The organism is Psychrobacter sp. 1044 (assembly GCF_904846525.1).
Taxonomy (GTDB): Bacteria; Pseudomonadota; Gammaproteobacteria; order Pseudomonadales; family Moraxellaceae; genus Psychrobacter.
In genome coordinates, this window is the sequence record NZ_CAJHAZ010000011.1 from 1 (window position 1) to 14435 (window position 14435).

Consider the following 14435-nt stretch of genomic DNA (forward strand, 5'->3'; position numbering starts at 1 on the left):
AAGCGTTTGGGGTTTAAAACGCCAAGCCAGGTGTTTTATTTCATTACTTAGCGTTGCACTTGGTGTGTTAATCTAGGGTTTGATATAAAGTATTTACACAAAGTTATGAAGCCAAAGTTATAAAGCAAGGTTATGAGCACTGTCCTTTGACATAACCTACTGCCGCCGTTGTGCCACATGCCGAACATGAGTTGCCCGCAGTGCGATAACTAAATCCTGAGCTGGTTTTTACTTTGACACACACAGGATCATATTGCGCGGTGCACATCGTTTGCTCAGGGTTGTAAGGTGGGCACTTGATAAAAGGGTTATCGCTGTTCTGTTGGCTGTGCCCAGTGCTATGAATAGGGGCGGTGTCAGGCGTATCGATGCTTTGGATGTTATTACAGCCAGCTAAGGCAATAGTGACTGATAACCCTAATAATGACAGGCATGATCGCCATGATTTGAATAAGTGGTTCATAATCATATGTCCTTATAAATAGTGTTCGGTAAGTCCCTGTTATCGATAGCTGGTTGCAACCATGTGATGAACAAGGTGGTTTTAATTGATAGTAGCCTATTTATCAGCAGTCATCTACCAAATCATGATTAATAAAAAAACCCAAGCTTATGATTAAGCTTGGGTTTAAGAATTATTACTATCAATTTTATAAATGCTAGCCGTTTTATAAATGCCAGCTAAAGGCGATAGAACTATTTGGCAGCTTTGTCATCTTGATTAAGCTGAACATATTTATCAAAGTTCTGCGCATAATCAGTCAGGTTGTCGCTCAGCATTTGGCGATATTGTTTGACATAAAATTCAACGATATCATCTTTTTCTTTGGCAAAGTCATCGCCTTTGACAAAGCCGATAGAGGCGACAGATGCGCTATAACGTGCGGCTGCATAAAGTAGTGATGCACCTACTTGTCCTGAATGCGCTTCAGAACCCAACTGACTATTTGCGATACCAATAATGGCATCAGCACGTTGATAAAATGCTTGCATTTCAGGGGTAATCTCAATGTTAGCATCAACATTGCTTTCTTGAATGTTGCTGTCTTGCATATTGTCTTGAGACATAAGCGACTCCTAATAAGTGTCGGTAATTTTAAATTTATAAAGAGGGTTTTTAAGGGATGTAACGTGATATTTTTACAAACCAGCGTCTGCTTTCAAGATTTCAGCTTTGTCTATTTTTTCCCATGTAAAGGCAGTTTCAGAGCCAGGACGACCAAAATGACCAAAAGTCGCCGTTTGCTGATACATTGGTTGTAATAAGTTTAGCATACGGGTAATGCCATAAGGGCGCAGATCAAAATGGGTGCGAATCAGACGGATGATTTCATCATTGCTGATTTTATTCGTACCAAAAGTATTGACCGAGATAGAGGTTGGTTCAGCGACACCAATGGCATAGCTAACCTGTATTTCACAGCGCTCAGCAAGTCCTGCCGCAACGATATTCTTAGCCACATAACGTACGGCATATGCAGCACTGCGATCTACTTTTGATGGATCTTTACCACTGAATGCACCGCCGCCATGACGCGCCATACCGCCATACGTATCAACAATGATTTTACGACCTGTCAATCCAGCATCACCAACAGGACCGCCAATCACAAACTTACCCGTTGGATTGATATGATAGCGCGTGCCAGCATGCAATAATTCAGCAGGCAATACTTGTTTGATGATAGATTCCATGATCGCTTCTTGCAGGTCTTTTTGCGAGATACTTGGATCGTGTTGCGTTGATAGCACCACGGCATCAATGGCAACAGGCTTGCTACCGTCATATCTTAACGTCACTTGTGCTTTGGCATCTGGACGTAACCACGGCAACTCGCCTGCGCGGCGCAGCTCAGATTGGCGTTCCATCAAGCGATGAGCAAATTCGATAGGGGCTGGCATTAATACGTCAGTTTCATTGCTGGCATAGCCAAACATAAGACCTTGGTCACCTGCGCCTTGCTCTTCAGGGTCGCTACGATCGACACCTTGAGCGATTTCAGGAGATTGTTTGCCGAGCATGTTGATGACCGCGCATGTTTCGCCATCAAAGCCCAAATCTGAGTGGTGATAACCAATACCGTTTACGGTATCACGCACGATACGCTCAACATCGATATTTGCCGTCGTGGTGACTTCACCTGCTAGTATCACAGCACCTGTTTTAACCAAGGTTTCGCATGCCACGCGTGCATGCAAATCTTCACGTAAGATGGCGTCAAGGATGGCATCTGATATTTGGTCAGCCATTTTATCAGGATGACCTTCGCTCACAGATTCTGAGGTAAATAAGTTGTATTCACGCATAATGGGATCGCTTAATTGCAGGGACTGTATTCTACGAACTCAGTCATTATTAAATGTATATAAAAATAAAAGGCGAAAACGAATAAAAAATTAGCACATTTTACCGTGTATCGAGGTAAAACTCTAGCGATGGATAATACTAAGAAGTAACTAGGCATGGATTAACCATGGTAAAAGTCATCAATCTCGCTATTTTCTTGCCAGCGATATTCAGTATAGTGAGCGATCTGGCGCGCTGTATCGATGTCATGTCTATCGGCGATAAAGCCAAGCGCCATGTCCATACCTGCACTGACACCTGAGGACGTATAAAATTTGCCATCAATAACCCAGCGTGCTTGCTCTGCCCAATGGACTTTGTCAGATTGCGCTATCACCCATTGCCATGACAGTTTATTAGACGTTGCGCGCTTGTCATCTAAGACGCCAGCCTTAGCCAACAATGCGCTACCTGTACAAACGCTAAGTACCCAATCAGCATGGTCAACCAAGATTGTTAACGTCTGCAAAAATGGTTGGTGATTGATTTGCTGGCGAGTACCCATGCCGCCAACCATCAACAAGATATCAGTCTGATGCGCTAACTCGCTGACAGCGACTGTCTGCATCGCAACGCCATGCTTACTATGGATAATGCCGCCGTTTAAGGAGGCAAATTGCAGACGATAATGCTCAGATAAGCAGCCAAACATCTCGATAGGTCCAAATAGATCCAAAGTCTCAAAATCATCGAATAATAGCGCGGTCAGTGTCTGCATCTGGCTTCCTAATTTTTAAATAATGTTTACACAAGTAAGTGGGCGTCTACTGCTTTTTTAACCACGCTATTCATGTTTTATTTATATAAAGTAGATAAATTAAACCTTTTATAACTAGGGCGTGTCCTCATTTTAAAAATGGTGATAAAAATGAGATAAATTGCCGTCAAACAAGGAAAATAGCGCACATAATATCGAGATATTAAGAAGCTATTTGACGATGTTTGGCAAAATTTAGCTATTTTTAGCCCATTTAGAAAGTAATCGATTGAATTGAGGACACGCCCTAGAGCCGTTATCGTTCTAAAAGCGATCGTTCTAAAAATTATAGCTCCAAAAACTTGGCTTTGTCTTTAAACATACATTCGTCATAAACAGGACACGCCCCGCATTTGGGTGTACGGGCTTGGCAGGTATAGCGCCCGTGCAAAATAAGATAATGATGCGCATCCACGATGAAGTCATCTGGGATACGCTCGACCAACTTATTTTCAACGATCAAGACATTCTTGCCCGTGGCAAGTCCTGTACGATTACCTACCCGAAAGATATGAGTATCAACCGCCATGGTTGGCTGACCAAAGGCGGTATTTAAGACCACATTGGCGGTTTTGCGTCCAACGCCAGCAAGAGATTCTAAGTCTTTGCGGTTATCAGGGACGGTGCTATTAAATTTCTCAATTAAATCATGGCAAGTTTTGATGACGTTTTTGGCTTTGGCATTGTATAGGCCAATATTTTTGATATAAGATTTTAGACCGTCTTCACCCAATGCCAAGATTGCTTCAGGTGTATTTGCTACGGGATATAATTGCTTGGTAGCAATATTAACGCTCACATCAGTCGCCTGCGCAGACAAGATGACCGCGATCAGCAGCTCAAAATTACTCTTATAATTCAATTCCGTAACTGGCTCATCAATCGTCGCTGCCAGCTTTTCAAAAAATGGACGCACGTCACGATTGGGCATTCGTCTCGATTGCGGGGTATCGGCAGTTTTATGTTTGACGGTTTTACTCATAGTATTCTTACTATTTTTTGGCTATTGATAGTTAATAACTGATACAAGATATCGGGATAAATGCATTTTAGCGATGTTGGGTAGACTGTCTAACAAATGATAATTACGCTATTAAAGCTGACTTAACTCCACTTGCAATGCATCAAGCTCTACTTGTTTGCTCTCATTTGGACGGACACTTAGCTGCTTTTCTAGCTTTTTAATTTTACTACGAAGCTTCGCTGCGGCAATGGTGTTTTTTGCCTGCGCTTCGCTGATATTCAACGATTGACTAGCGGCATTATTCAGTTTTGCTTCAACCATGCTGACTACAGGTCTACTATTGCTACTATCAGCCAGCTGTTCGGTGACGCGTCTTAAATGAGTATGATAGCGCTGTCTTAAATCTTCTTGCTCTGTGGTACGTTCAGAGCTAGACAGCTCCCGTTCAACAGTGACCAAGTCGATGCAGTCGACTGGACAAGGAGCGATGCAAAGCTCGCAGCCAGTGCATAAATCCGTAAAGATAGTATGCATGTGCTTACCAGTACCGACAATAGCATCGACTGGGCAGGCAGGTATACATTTGGTGCAGCCGATACAGTCATCTTCACGGATCACCGCACGTACCTCAGTCGGACGTTCAGAGGTCGCATCTATTGGCCACTGAGAAGGCGCAGTGCTAAGTATCGCTTCATGACTATCTATATTAATGATTTGAGCGATAGCATTGGTAACGGGTTGACCACCGGGTACACATTTATTGTATGGCTCATTGTCAAGCACAATAGCGGCGGCATAAGGTAAGCAGCCGTCTGGGTGCTCGCAAAGTCCACATTGTGTTTGCGGTAGACAAGCATCAATATATGAGATTTTCGCTTGTATGTCCGCAGGTAAGCGCTCTATATCCAAAGTGTCGAACAAGATTGGCAAATTGGTGAGACGGATATGGGTGCTATTTTTACTAGTGGTGCTTTGCATATGCTTTAAAACCTTAATATCAGTGCTAAGTGCTAAGTGCTAAGTGCTAAGTGCTAAGTGTGCTCTGAGCGCTGACATTAGAATAATAGGATAATAACGATATTGATAAATGCTGCATTGATATTATAGATTAAAGTAAAATACCTTGCTCATTGGCAATTTGTGCGATCAGCTCGTAAGCAATGCTACCTTTTGAGGGTATTTTTGGCAAATTTGATAGATCAAAAAAATCGGCGTGCGACAGCTCATCTTCTTGGATAACAATTTCGCCAGCTGCGTAAGAAGCACGAAAGCCTAGCATTAAATTAGACGGAAATGGCCATGGCTGACTGCTGACGTAACGAATATCTGATAGGCTGATATTTACCTCTTCTGCCACTTCGCGCACCACCGCGTGTTCTAGGCTTTCACCCACTTCTACAAAGCCTGCAATCAAACCGTATAGTAACGGTTGTGGCGACTGTAATAAATGAGGCGCTGTTTTTTGCTGTCCATAACGATGATGATGGGCTAGCAAAATCTGCATTTCATCAGTTTGCGGATTCGGGCGAGTGATAGCCGTGATGACACAGGGTTGTACACGTGGGTATTGGCGCAATCGGCACACTGGACAGACCATCGCACGCTCATCTCGTTTGGCATGAATGGTTGGGGCAGCACAGCGACTACAAAACTGTGTATCTGTTTGCCAGCGCAATAACTGTATCGCTTGGCTAAGCTGATCGGACAAAGCCACGGGCAACTGAGTAATCAGCTGGCGGTAAGGAACAAACGCATTGCCACTGCCCTCAGCGATGATAGGCAATGCAATATGATGTGCAATTGCATAGTCATAAGTAATAGCGCTAGCCGCTTGCGCAGTAAAGGTGTGGAGAGTATTAATCGAACGATCGGTACTTTCTAGAGTATCGATACCTTCTAGAGTATCGGAACTTTCTAAAATATCGGCATACTTCAGAGTATCTACACTCGCGTTAGTATGCTTGACATCAGGCGACCAGTGACGCGGTGCTAGGCTTTCGAGTAGCGTGACATGACCAACTTGATAAGCAAGCTGGGTCTCCTCGTCTGAATGTGTAGCGGATGGGGGTAATTCAAGCTGCACTGGCCACCATCCATTAGGTAGCTGGCGGCATAAAACAGTATCATCACTAAATATAAAAGCGCTGGTCATAGGTAAAATTCCAAACCGGTTACGGTCAGTACGCATCAGTGTTGATACAGACTTTTTTTAATTGAAGTAAAGTCAATCCTATATCATTCGGATACGGTGTCAGTCAGGCTCGCTCAGCACTAGTATTCGTAGTGCTTTCAATCACCTTGCTTGTATCTAGCTTATATGGGATCGACTATATATAAATGAAGGGCTATGGCAGCAAAGCCGCCATTTAAATATCATTTTAGTGCTTAAGTATGATAAAAATTAGGCTGCGAGTAGATGACTCAAGCTCTGCTGTCCCACATCTAATGCTTGTTTGCTGACCGGACGATTGTGTTCAAAACCATCTAGATGATGATCGACGGCCATAATGACATCAGCGATACAGGCAAGCGTATTGTCTTCAATACGTTGTCCACCTTCGATACGTTGCTGAAGATAATTGGCCAATTGACTGAGCATACTGGCAGGTGTTGGTAGCTGTAAGAAGCGCACAGCCCCTGCCACTTGGCGCATCATCTCAGGTATGTTCTGAATATTGAGCATATCGCGCTCTGGCTCAGCCAAATAATCGTTAATGGCTTGTTCTGCACTGGCAATAGCGGAACGACTTTCTTGTATTAAAGTATCATTAGCCGTATTGAGCTGATGTAAAGAGATATGCGGGTTATTCAGTGGCAAATAGATGGCCCCTGGTGTGTGCATTTCTGCCATTGCAATGGTGGCGTTTTCCGCATGCATTAATGCCAGCAGCAAGTGATCGAAATCATCAGGCGAGGGCGTTTGCCAATGACTAACAGCTTCTGCTGCTACGCTGAGACTATTGGCTGCATTTGATAAACCAAGCAAGCGTAATGCTGAGCTCAATTCTGTTAGCTCTTCGATAATCTGTGCGGTTTGCAGATCGACAGGGTTCAATGAATCACCGCGTGCGTAGCTATCCACATTTTCTTTGATGGTATTAATTTGGGTCTGAATGATGGTGTTCAGCGTATCGGTCAGCGCGCGATTAGGACCGAATAAGAAACGTTTCATTTGCTCAAGTTGAGCGTTGTCCAAGTGGTTACTGGCGTATTGCTCACGGAGTCGTTGCGCAGCATCACTGTCACGCTGGCAAGCAAAACTGACCAAATCAGCAAAACGTTTGTCCATCACAGGCAAGTAGCTTTGGAATTGCTGCTCTAAATAAATCAGTGTGTGTTTTTGACTCAGATTTAGCGGTAATATCGTGGCAATGTCAGTGACAGCTGCGGTGGCCGCTTTCCAAAATAGACTGCTGGTGTTTGACGCTATCAAAGCACACGCTGCACTCATGGCGTCAAGTTTCTGCTGATCGTCTGGGCTAACGTTGCCATCTTGATTGAGCAGAGCGACTCCAAGACCACTACGATAAGCATAAGTTAGTAGTTCAGTGTCTAGGTTAAGCTCGTCAAGTGGTTGGAAGTTTTGTTCAGGGTTGGCAATGATGACACTACTGCTACCAAAGGCTGCAAAATAGTCTGCTGTGATAGGGGTTTCTTGCCCGTGAGCGTTGAGTTTATTGATAACAGGTAGTAACAAGGTTGGCTCTACCGACTCTGTCAAAAGCACAAACTCGATATAGCGATCCAGTGTCATAATGGCTTCTGATAAGTCCATAATCAAGCTGGTATCGTTATTATCACCATTATCATAGAGGCGCTGTAAACCATTGACAATAGCGGTGTTCAAAGCCTCGGCACCAACCAAAGATATCAGCTCAAAGATGCAAGACAGCTGCTTTAGCACAGTGATAGAATCTAATAATAAAGGGGCTTGACTATTATCATCATTAAATTCACTCAGATGAATCTCAGTATCTTTTAAGGTTACGATGATCTCATCATGCAACAAATGTAGCGATGGTAGATTGAAATCAGTAACACTAAGCGTTGGGGCCGTTAACTTCATTTGCGCAGACTGGTTCATAGGTGTTTTTCCATAATGTACTGATGAGAATGGCGATGGTTTAAATGATGATCGAAAAAGCACTTGCTGGTAACGTTTTAACGCTTAATATAACAATAATCAAGCCTATATTATACAAATGTTATTGCTCAAAGATTGATATCATCAGCTTATACGGCGACTACATATTGGCTTTTAACTCAGGATACGCTTCAGCGAGCGCGGCATACCACTCTTGATTGGTATTTTCATCCGTAGATGACTCTAGCAACAAAGACGCTAAATTGGCAAAACTGGCGTGTGCTGTCTGCCCACCATCTGTTTGCGTGTCTTCTTCGATGGCGAGTGTAACCTGCCCACCTGTCATCGCCAGATAAACTTCTGCTAAAATCTCTGAATCAAGTAAGGCGCCGTGAAAAGTACGATCTTGCTTTCCCACGTTTAGGCGACGCACTAAAGCGTCTAGGGTGTTTTTTTGCCCAGGATATTGCTGCTTTGCCATGACCAGCGAATCAGTTACTTGTACGCGCTCGGCAAAGTCGTTCATACCAACTTTGGCAAACTCCATGTTTAAGAAGTTCATATCAAAGGTGGCGTTATGAGCGATGATTTCTGCGCCGTCCATAAAATCATAGAGCGACTGAGCAACTTGATCGAAGGTAGGCTTGTCGGTCAAAAATGCCTCAGAAATACCATGGATACGAATGACTTCATCATCCATGCCGCGCTGTGGATTGATATAAACGTGGAGCTTTTCACCCGTAAATTTACGCCCGATCATCTCCACGATACCGACTTCGATAATACGGTCGCCTTTTAACGGATCAAGACCTGTGGTTTCAGTATCCATAATGAGCTGGCGATCAGACTCATGACGATGGATAGGTTTGGGCAGCAGCGGTATGAAATACGGATTGGCACGGCTGGTGTCGCCGTCGAATTTTGGTGTATTAGCTTCTTCTATGCCAGTAACGGTAGCAGGCACATGATCATTTATCGTCGCATCAGTCATAGACGTTTGGGTTTCCGGCATCTCTATTTTACTCATTGGTTTGCTAGCATTATGCTGATAGCGATCGGCTTCTATTACAGCATCTTTACTCATCATATCATCGGCAGAGTTTGTATCGTTATCAGTGTCTATGACATCTTCGTCAAGCTCATCATCTGTCATATCCAGACCCAGTGGATCGAAACTTAGCCAGTCATCGTGAGCAGCATTTTGCGCTGTATTAGGCATTATTTGCCCTTTTTTTTTAGCTGTGTCTTGCGGCTCTATGCTCGATAATTCTTCACTGCTGGACGTCACGCCCAAGTTTGCCAGCTCGTCCGCTTTTTCATTGCCTGCATGTCCTGCGTGACCTTTGACCCAATGCCAGTCAACATCGCGCTGCTGGCATAGCTTGTCTAATTGCTGCCAAAGGTCTTGATTGGCGACGGGTTTTTTACTTGCCGTTTTCCAGCCTCTTTTTTTCCAACCCTCTATCCATTCGGTGATGCCTTTTTTGACATAGCTTGAGTCTGTCCAAATCTCGAGGTTGTGCTCATGCGGGCTATGGGTTAGTGCTTGTATTGCGCCCATCAACTCCATGCGATTATTGGTGGTCTCTTTATCACCGCCGTACAAATCTTGTGTACGTCCATCACTAAAAATGAGATGTGCGCCCCAGCCACCAGCGCCCGGATTGCCTTTACAGGCACCGTCCGTATAGGCCACGGTGGTGTTTGATTTGGCGGCCAACGGATTCATCGCGTTACTGGTGTTGAATGGCTGCGCTGAGGTGCGATTGTCTGACATAAAAAATTATTGACCTAAAAATTGATAAACATAGGGAGGGTTGGAGGGATTTTGCCAGCGTTGTTTTTACACCAGCGCTTCCATTATATTTTGGGAATGAGTATAACAAATCTATCGTTGATGTGGGCAATCGTAATGCACAAAGTCGCCAAAAGCACAGATCATAATAGTAACCTTGCTATTTTCTGTTAAAATGACTTGTGTTGCGACACAATATCAAACGGTATTGACTACGCAGCAGAAAAAACAGCAGTTTGCTGGCGTCAATTAGTAGCGCAAATCATTCGACAGTGCCAATAGTTGATGAAAACATGCCCTAGAAAATCACGTTAACATTAAGATTGTCGTCATCACTGTTTAAAGATAGTTTTTTTAAAGACAATTTTCATAAAAGTTTAATGCATGAATGCAGGATAACCCTATTATGTCCTTACGCTCAAACATTTTTTATAAAAGGCTGATGCGCTTACCAGTCGGCATAGCGGTGAGCAGCGCACTATTTTTAAGTGCTTGCAACGATAGCAACATTCAAGCTGATACTGGAATGGTCGAAGCGGCGACAGACTTATCGATTTTTGAAGGTTGTTACACGGTTAGTCATGACGAGCCTGCCCAAATAAAAGTGAGTCAACAGGATGGCTCGTGGGTGATGCAGATGAAAGAGCCGGCAAGTGCGAAGCGCGTTTGGGATGACGCTGAGCCGCTAGAAGTGATTGAAAATAGCGAAATTCCGCAGTTTTTCTCTATTGACCCTGACAATGTCGATGCGGTCATTGGGCGTCCTGATCGAGTGCTAGTACTGGCTCATGTGAAGCCTGCCTATGCCAATATCGATCCACTCTTAGATAGTGAATACTTATCCTATATTTATCGCGGTGCCAATACCATCTATCGTGTCGAGTGTGATGATGTTAATACCGATATTTTAGCCAATCCACATGCCAATATTGTGATTGATAATGTTAATGAGAGCCTCTAAACAAGCACGGCTCATAAACAGAATTTATGATCGATAGTTTTGTTTTAAACAGTGTTTTGCTATAAACCATATGTCATTAGAGTTAAGCAATATGAATTTTTTTAGTTACGTGGTATTGGGCGGATTTTCTTATGCGGCTGGTTGGGCAATCAGAACCTATGTACTTGATAAGAAGCCTGAACCTGAGCAACCTTATAATCTAAAGCATCCTGCAATTTTGGCGTACTTAGGCGGTTTCTTTATTATTATGCTGATTGTTTCGTGGCTGATTGGTCGCTATGCGCTTGGGCATGCTGCTATCGATTTGCCGTTTATTATTATCAATAGCCTCGTTGCAACCTTTGTCTATTCGTTCGGTCTCAATCCAGAAAAAGCGCGTTATGATGTTCCAGATTAACTCACATAAATAATTGCTATTAATGAATAAAAAAGCCACGGCTGATACATTGATTGTCAGTCGTGGCTTTTTATAACGATCATTTTTTATAACGATCATTTCAGGATGCTAGCTTGTACAAAGTTACTTGTTTTTCTTTAAGTCAGTAGCGGTTTGTTTTTTCTTCCAAGTTTGATATTTTTGCAAATCTTTTTCGACCAACTTCAAGCAAAAGGTGAGGACTAGCGCATCGTCAATATGACCGATAAAAGGTATGAAATCTGGAATGATATCGATTGGGTTGAGAGTATATAGCAGTCCAACCACACCTGCTGAAATGGTCTTGTAGGGAATATCGCGATAGTTTCCTTGATAGTAGTCTTTAATCAAGCTCATGAATAGCATCAAATCTTTGGCAAAACGCTCAAGATGGCTACTGTCTTTTAGCTTTTCTTGCAGTTTTTCTTCTTCGTTGATGAGGTACTCTAAATCAGTATCCAATATGTCCTCTTTTTTCTGTTTATCAGTCGCTTTCTCAGCCATTATTATTATCCTTATTTAACCGAAATCGGTATTCTCATACTACAACAAAGTCGCGGAATGTGCCAATACGGCTAGGTTTTTGGTATGTATCATGGCTAGCATCGCGAAAAATTAAATAGTGGCAAGGGTTGGGCAACTATCATCGCCAAAAAAGCGTTTACAATATGCTGCTGTGCGGTTTAAGCAAGTAGACTGCAAAAATAAAGATGATGCAAAAGTATATTAAAATAAAAATGATAAGGTGGCAGAGAGAGATGGTTTTCAAGAGTCAGTTATTAACAGATGATAGAAACAAAAATGAGCATACAGCGATTAAAACAACATCTGGGCTAAGCCGTAGGCAGTTTTTGCGTCGAGTAGGTGTCAGTGCGGGTACTGCTGCATTAGCAAGCCAAAGTATCTCTCAGGTTTGGGCCACCAGTTCTATCGAGCCTAATGGCAGCACCCAGCTTACTAAGGACGATTTACCAACAGAATCATTAAACGAGCAGACGCCATTCATACAGACCACTTGTATCACACCTACGATTGAGACACGACTGTTCGCTAGCTCCAACGTTGGTGGTAGTGGTGACCGCACCCAATTGGCATTAGATCGTGTGGCCTGTGCAGGTTTTAAAGTCAATAATCCTACGATTACCAATCGGCAGTATCTGCGTTTTGCTGGTACGGATTCGCAGCGAGCGAGTGACCTGCAAAACATCGCGACGGGTGCTATCGCAGCGCCCAAATTGCTGCTGGGTGTGCGCGGTGGCTACGGTGCCATGCGCATATTGCCGATGGTTGATTGGTCGACGCTAGGTCGTATTATGCAGGGGCGAGGCACGATACTCGCAGGTTTCAGTGATGTGACCGCTATTCAGTGCGCGCTACTGGCAAAGGGTGATATGAGCTCGCTTGCGGCGCCGATGCTTTATAGTGAATTTGGCAAGACCAAACCTGATGAAGTCAGCTGTCGACAGTTTGTTGAAGCGCTCACCAATCCTAATCTGGTTATTAATATATCAGACGCGGCACTAACCAGTCAGAAACTCCCAAGCATTTTGACAAGTAGTGAGCCAAAAACCATCACTGGCACGATGTGGGGCGGCAATCTAAGCGTGGTATCGGCGCTGGCAGGTAGTGAGTACTTGCCGCGCATTGATGGCGGTATTGTATTCTTAGAAGATGTGGGCGAGCAACCTTATCGTATTGAGCGCATGTTATATGACTTATATCTCGCAGGTGTCTTTAAAAATCAGCAAGCGATTGTATTTGGGGCACTGTCTGCTGCAGGAGAGGACAGTTATGACAAGCGTTATGATGTGGCTACGGTGATTCGTCAATTGCATCAGCTGACAGGATTACCGATTTATAGCGGCATGCGTTTTGGTCATATTGGACAAAAACACAGCTTTCCACTCGGAGCGACTTGTCAGCTGACGCCTAATACCGATGGCGGCTACCAGCTAGCATTTACAGATTACCCAACCATCAAGGCTGATGCTATCCAAGTAGAAGGGTTATGGCAAACTGCTTAAACGCTAAACATTAAGCACTAATCTCTAACTACTATGCATTGCCATGACTAAATCGCTAACCGCGAAAACTTATCTTGATATTCTTTGGGGGTTAGCTCTGTCGCGCGTTTGAATAGGCGTGTGAACGAAGAGATGTCATCATAGCCAACTTGCTCGGCAAGCGATTTTATGGTCACATCTCCTAACTCTAGCAGGCGTTTTGCCTGCTCAATTCTGACGGCCTGAATATACTCAATCGGGCGCATAGCAACAGCAGACTGAAAGCGTCTGTTTAAAGTACGCGGCGTGATATTGACCATGGCAGCCAATCCGCTCACCTGAATAGTCTGATAAAAATTTTCCTCAATGAATTCTTGTACCTGCTTGATCAGTTGGTCTGAATGGGGTTTGTGCAAGGTCACATTGGTATAGCTGTTCTGACTGCCTCTCTTGCTATCGATAATTTGGGTTTTGGCCACTTGTGTAGAAATCTCATGTCCACAATAGCGCTCTATCAATAACAGTCCTAAGTCAAAAAATGCACTACCACCCGCCGCACAAAATATATTACCCGATTGGCTCTCTGACTTGTTCTTTGAATGAGTGACAAACTGGTTTTCCTGTAAGTCAACGAGTGGAAAATCTGCCTTGAATTTACTGGCGTAACCCCAGTGCGTGGTGGCGATTTTATGATCTAATAATCCTGCCTTTGCCAAAAAAAAAGCACCACTACAGTTGCTGGCCATATCTGATTTGGTGTCTGCCAACCGCGTTAGATGGGGTATCAAATCTGCATTTTGGCTCAGTGCCTTATCGATTGAATCACCAATCGTCGGAATCAATAGCAAGTCGCATTCCGCCACGTCCTGAATATCGCAATGTGCTTGCATGATTAAGCGGTTGCTACATCTGATATCTATGCCACCAACGCTTGCTATCTGCACATTGAACCGTGGTTCTACTGGCTCATCTAAAAATCGCTGCCAACTGACACCCGTAAATGAAAATAAATCTAATGCGCCTGTCAATGCGCTACCGAGCACACCATCGAATCCGATAATGATGACTTTAAACGGTTTGAAATAGGGCATAGGTGTCTATCCTTCTTT

Annotated in this window: 14 protein-coding genes; 3 read left to right on the forward strand and 11 right to left on the reverse strand. The window is 43.7% G+C overall.

Annotated features, from left to right (window positions below; all coding sequences use genetic code 11):
- Window positions 1–130 precede the first annotated feature (130 nt).
- From JMX82_RS08985 to dnaQ, 9 genes are all read right to left on the reverse strand, one after another.
- Window positions 131–463, reverse strand: a complete 333-nt coding sequence (locus JMX82_RS08985; protein ID WP_201540283.1) for a hypothetical protein — start codon at window positions 461–463, stop codon at window positions 131–133.
- 233 nt (window positions 464–696) lie between these two features.
- On the reverse strand, window positions 697–1068 hold the full coding sequence (locus JMX82_RS08990) for a DUF3144 domain-containing protein (RefSeq protein ID WP_372815298.1): 372 nt from the start codon (window positions 1066–1068) through the stop codon (window positions 697–699).
- A gap of 72 nt (window positions 1069–1140) precedes the next feature.
- Window positions 1141–2307 (reverse strand): methionine adenosyltransferase, encoded by a 1167-nt coding sequence (gene metK, locus JMX82_RS08995; RefSeq protein ID WP_201540284.1) that lies wholly within the window; start codon window positions 2305–2307, stop codon window positions 1141–1143.
- Window positions 2308–2468: 161 nt separating this feature from the next.
- Complete coding sequence (locus tag JMX82_RS09000) at window positions 2469–3065, reverse strand: DJ-1/PfpI family protein (protein WP_201540285.1); 597 nt, start codon at window positions 3063–3065, stop codon at window positions 2469–2471.
- A gap of 325 nt (window positions 3066–3390) precedes the next feature.
- Entirely contained in the window at window positions 3391–4086 is a 696-nt protein-coding gene (nth, locus tag JMX82_RS09005; protein WP_201540286.1) for an endonuclease III, read from the reverse strand.
- A 111-nt stretch (window positions 4087–4197) separates the two neighbouring features.
- The gene (locus JMX82_RS09010; RefSeq protein WP_201540287.1) at window positions 4198–5046 is read right to left on the reverse strand and encodes an RnfABCDGE type electron transport complex subunit B; all 849 of its coding nucleotides are present in this window, start codon (window positions 5044–5046) and stop codon (window positions 4198–4200) included.
- A gap of 130 nt (window positions 5047–5176) precedes the next feature.
- Window positions 5177–6220 carry an NAD(+) diphosphatase gene (gene nudC, locus JMX82_RS09015; protein ID WP_201540288.1) on the reverse strand — a complete coding sequence of 348 codons (1044 nt, stop codon included), beginning with the start codon at window positions 6218–6220 and terminating at the stop codon, window positions 5177–5179.
- 249 nt (window positions 6221–6469) lie between these two features.
- Entirely contained in the window at window positions 6470–8152 is a 1683-nt protein-coding gene (locus tag JMX82_RS09020; RefSeq protein ID WP_201540289.1) for a hypothetical protein, read from the reverse strand.
- Window positions 8153–8312: 160 nt separating this feature from the next.
- Window positions 8313–9929 carry a DNA polymerase III subunit epsilon gene (gene dnaQ / locus JMX82_RS09025; protein ID WP_201540290.1) on the reverse strand — a complete coding sequence of 539 codons (1617 nt, stop codon included), beginning with the start codon at window positions 9927–9929 and terminating at the stop codon, window positions 8313–8315.
- Window positions 9930–10353: 424 nt separating this feature from the next.
- Between dnaQ and JMX82_RS09030 the strand changes: the two genes are divergently transcribed.
- Together JMX82_RS09030 and JMX82_RS09035 are read left to right on the forward strand one after the other, a co-directional pair.
- The gene (locus JMX82_RS09030; protein ID WP_095849322.1) at window positions 10354–10908 is read left to right on the forward strand and encodes a hypothetical protein; all 555 of its coding nucleotides are present in this window, start codon (window positions 10354–10356) and stop codon (window positions 10906–10908) included.
- Between the two features lie 91 nt (window positions 10909–10999).
- The gene (locus JMX82_RS09035) at window positions 11000–11305 is read left to right on the forward strand and encodes a hypothetical protein (protein WP_045445540.1); all 306 of its coding nucleotides are present in this window, start codon (window positions 11000–11002) and stop codon (window positions 11303–11305) included.
- 123 nt (window positions 11306–11428) lie between these two features.
- Here the strand turns inward: JMX82_RS09035 and JMX82_RS09040 are convergent, their stop codons facing one another.
- Complete coding sequence (locus JMX82_RS09040) at window positions 11429–11827, reverse strand: YkvA family protein (RefSeq protein ID WP_201540291.1); 399 nt, start codon at window positions 11825–11827, stop codon at window positions 11429–11431.
- A 254-nt stretch (window positions 11828–12081) separates the two neighbouring features.
- Between JMX82_RS09040 and JMX82_RS09045 the strand changes: the two genes are divergently transcribed.
- Window positions 12082–13347, forward strand: coding sequence for an LD-carboxypeptidase (locus JMX82_RS09045; RefSeq protein WP_201540292.1), 1266 nt, complete (start codon window positions 12082–12084; stop codon window positions 13345–13347).
- A 47-nt stretch (window positions 13348–13394) separates the two neighbouring features.
- On the opposite strand, the gene JMX82_RS09050 is transcribed toward JMX82_RS09045, so the two are convergent.
- A complete protein-coding gene (locus JMX82_RS09050) occupies window positions 13395–14417 on the reverse strand; it encodes a GlxA family transcriptional regulator (RefSeq protein WP_201540293.1) in 1023 nt (340 codons plus the stop codon).
- Window positions 14418–14435: the final 18 nt, after the last annotated feature.

Excerpts from the sequence above, each read along its gene's own strand:
- JMX82_RS08985 (WP_201540283.1), bottom strand. The coding sequence starts at position 463 with ATGAACCACTTATTCAAATCATGGCGATCATGCCTGTCATTATTAGGG.
- JMX82_RS08990 (WP_372815298.1), bottom strand. The coding sequence starts at position 1,068 with ATGTCTCAAGACAATATGCAAGACAGCAACATTCAAGAAAGCAATGTT.
- metK (WP_201540284.1), bottom strand. The coding sequence starts at position 2,307 with ATGCGTGAATACAACTTATTTACCTCAGAATCTGTGAGCGAAGGTCAT.
- JMX82_RS09000 (WP_201540285.1), bottom strand. The coding sequence starts at position 3,065 with ATGCAGACACTGACCGCGCTATTATTCGATGATTTTGAGACTTTGGAT.
- nth (WP_201540286.1), bottom strand. The coding sequence starts at position 4,086 with ATGAGTAAAACCGTCAAACATAAAACTGCCGATACCCCGCAATCGAGA.
- JMX82_RS09010 (WP_201540287.1), bottom strand. The coding sequence starts at position 5,046 with ATGCAAAGCACCACTAGTAAAAATAGCACCCATATCCGTCTCACCAAT.
- nudC (WP_201540288.1), bottom strand. The coding sequence starts at position 6,220 with ATGACCAGCGCTTTTATATTTAGTGATGATACTGTTTTATGCCGCCAG.
- JMX82_RS09020 (WP_201540289.1), bottom strand. The coding sequence starts at position 8,152 with ATGAACCAGTCTGCGCAAATGAAGTTAACGGCCCCAACGCTTAGTGTT.
- dnaQ (WP_201540290.1), bottom strand. The coding sequence starts at position 9,929 with ATGTCAGACAATCGCACCTCAGCGCAGCCATTCAACACCAGTAACGCG.
- JMX82_RS09030 (WP_095849322.1), top strand. The coding sequence starts at position 10,354 with ATGTCCTTACGCTCAAACATTTTTTATAAAAGGCTGATGCGCTTACCA.
- JMX82_RS09035 (WP_045445540.1), top strand. The coding sequence starts at position 11,000 with ATGAATTTTTTTAGTTACGTGGTATTGGGCGGATTTTCTTATGCGGCT.
- JMX82_RS09040 (WP_201540291.1), bottom strand. The coding sequence starts at position 11,827 with ATGGCTGAGAAAGCGACTGATAAACAGAAAAAAGAGGACATATTGGAT.
- JMX82_RS09045 (WP_201540292.1), top strand. The coding sequence starts at position 12,082 with ATGGTTTTCAAGAGTCAGTTATTAACAGATGATAGAAACAAAAATGAG.
- JMX82_RS09050 (WP_201540293.1), bottom strand. The coding sequence starts at position 14,417 with ATGCCCTATTTCAAACCGTTTAAAGTCATCATTATCGGATTCGATGGT.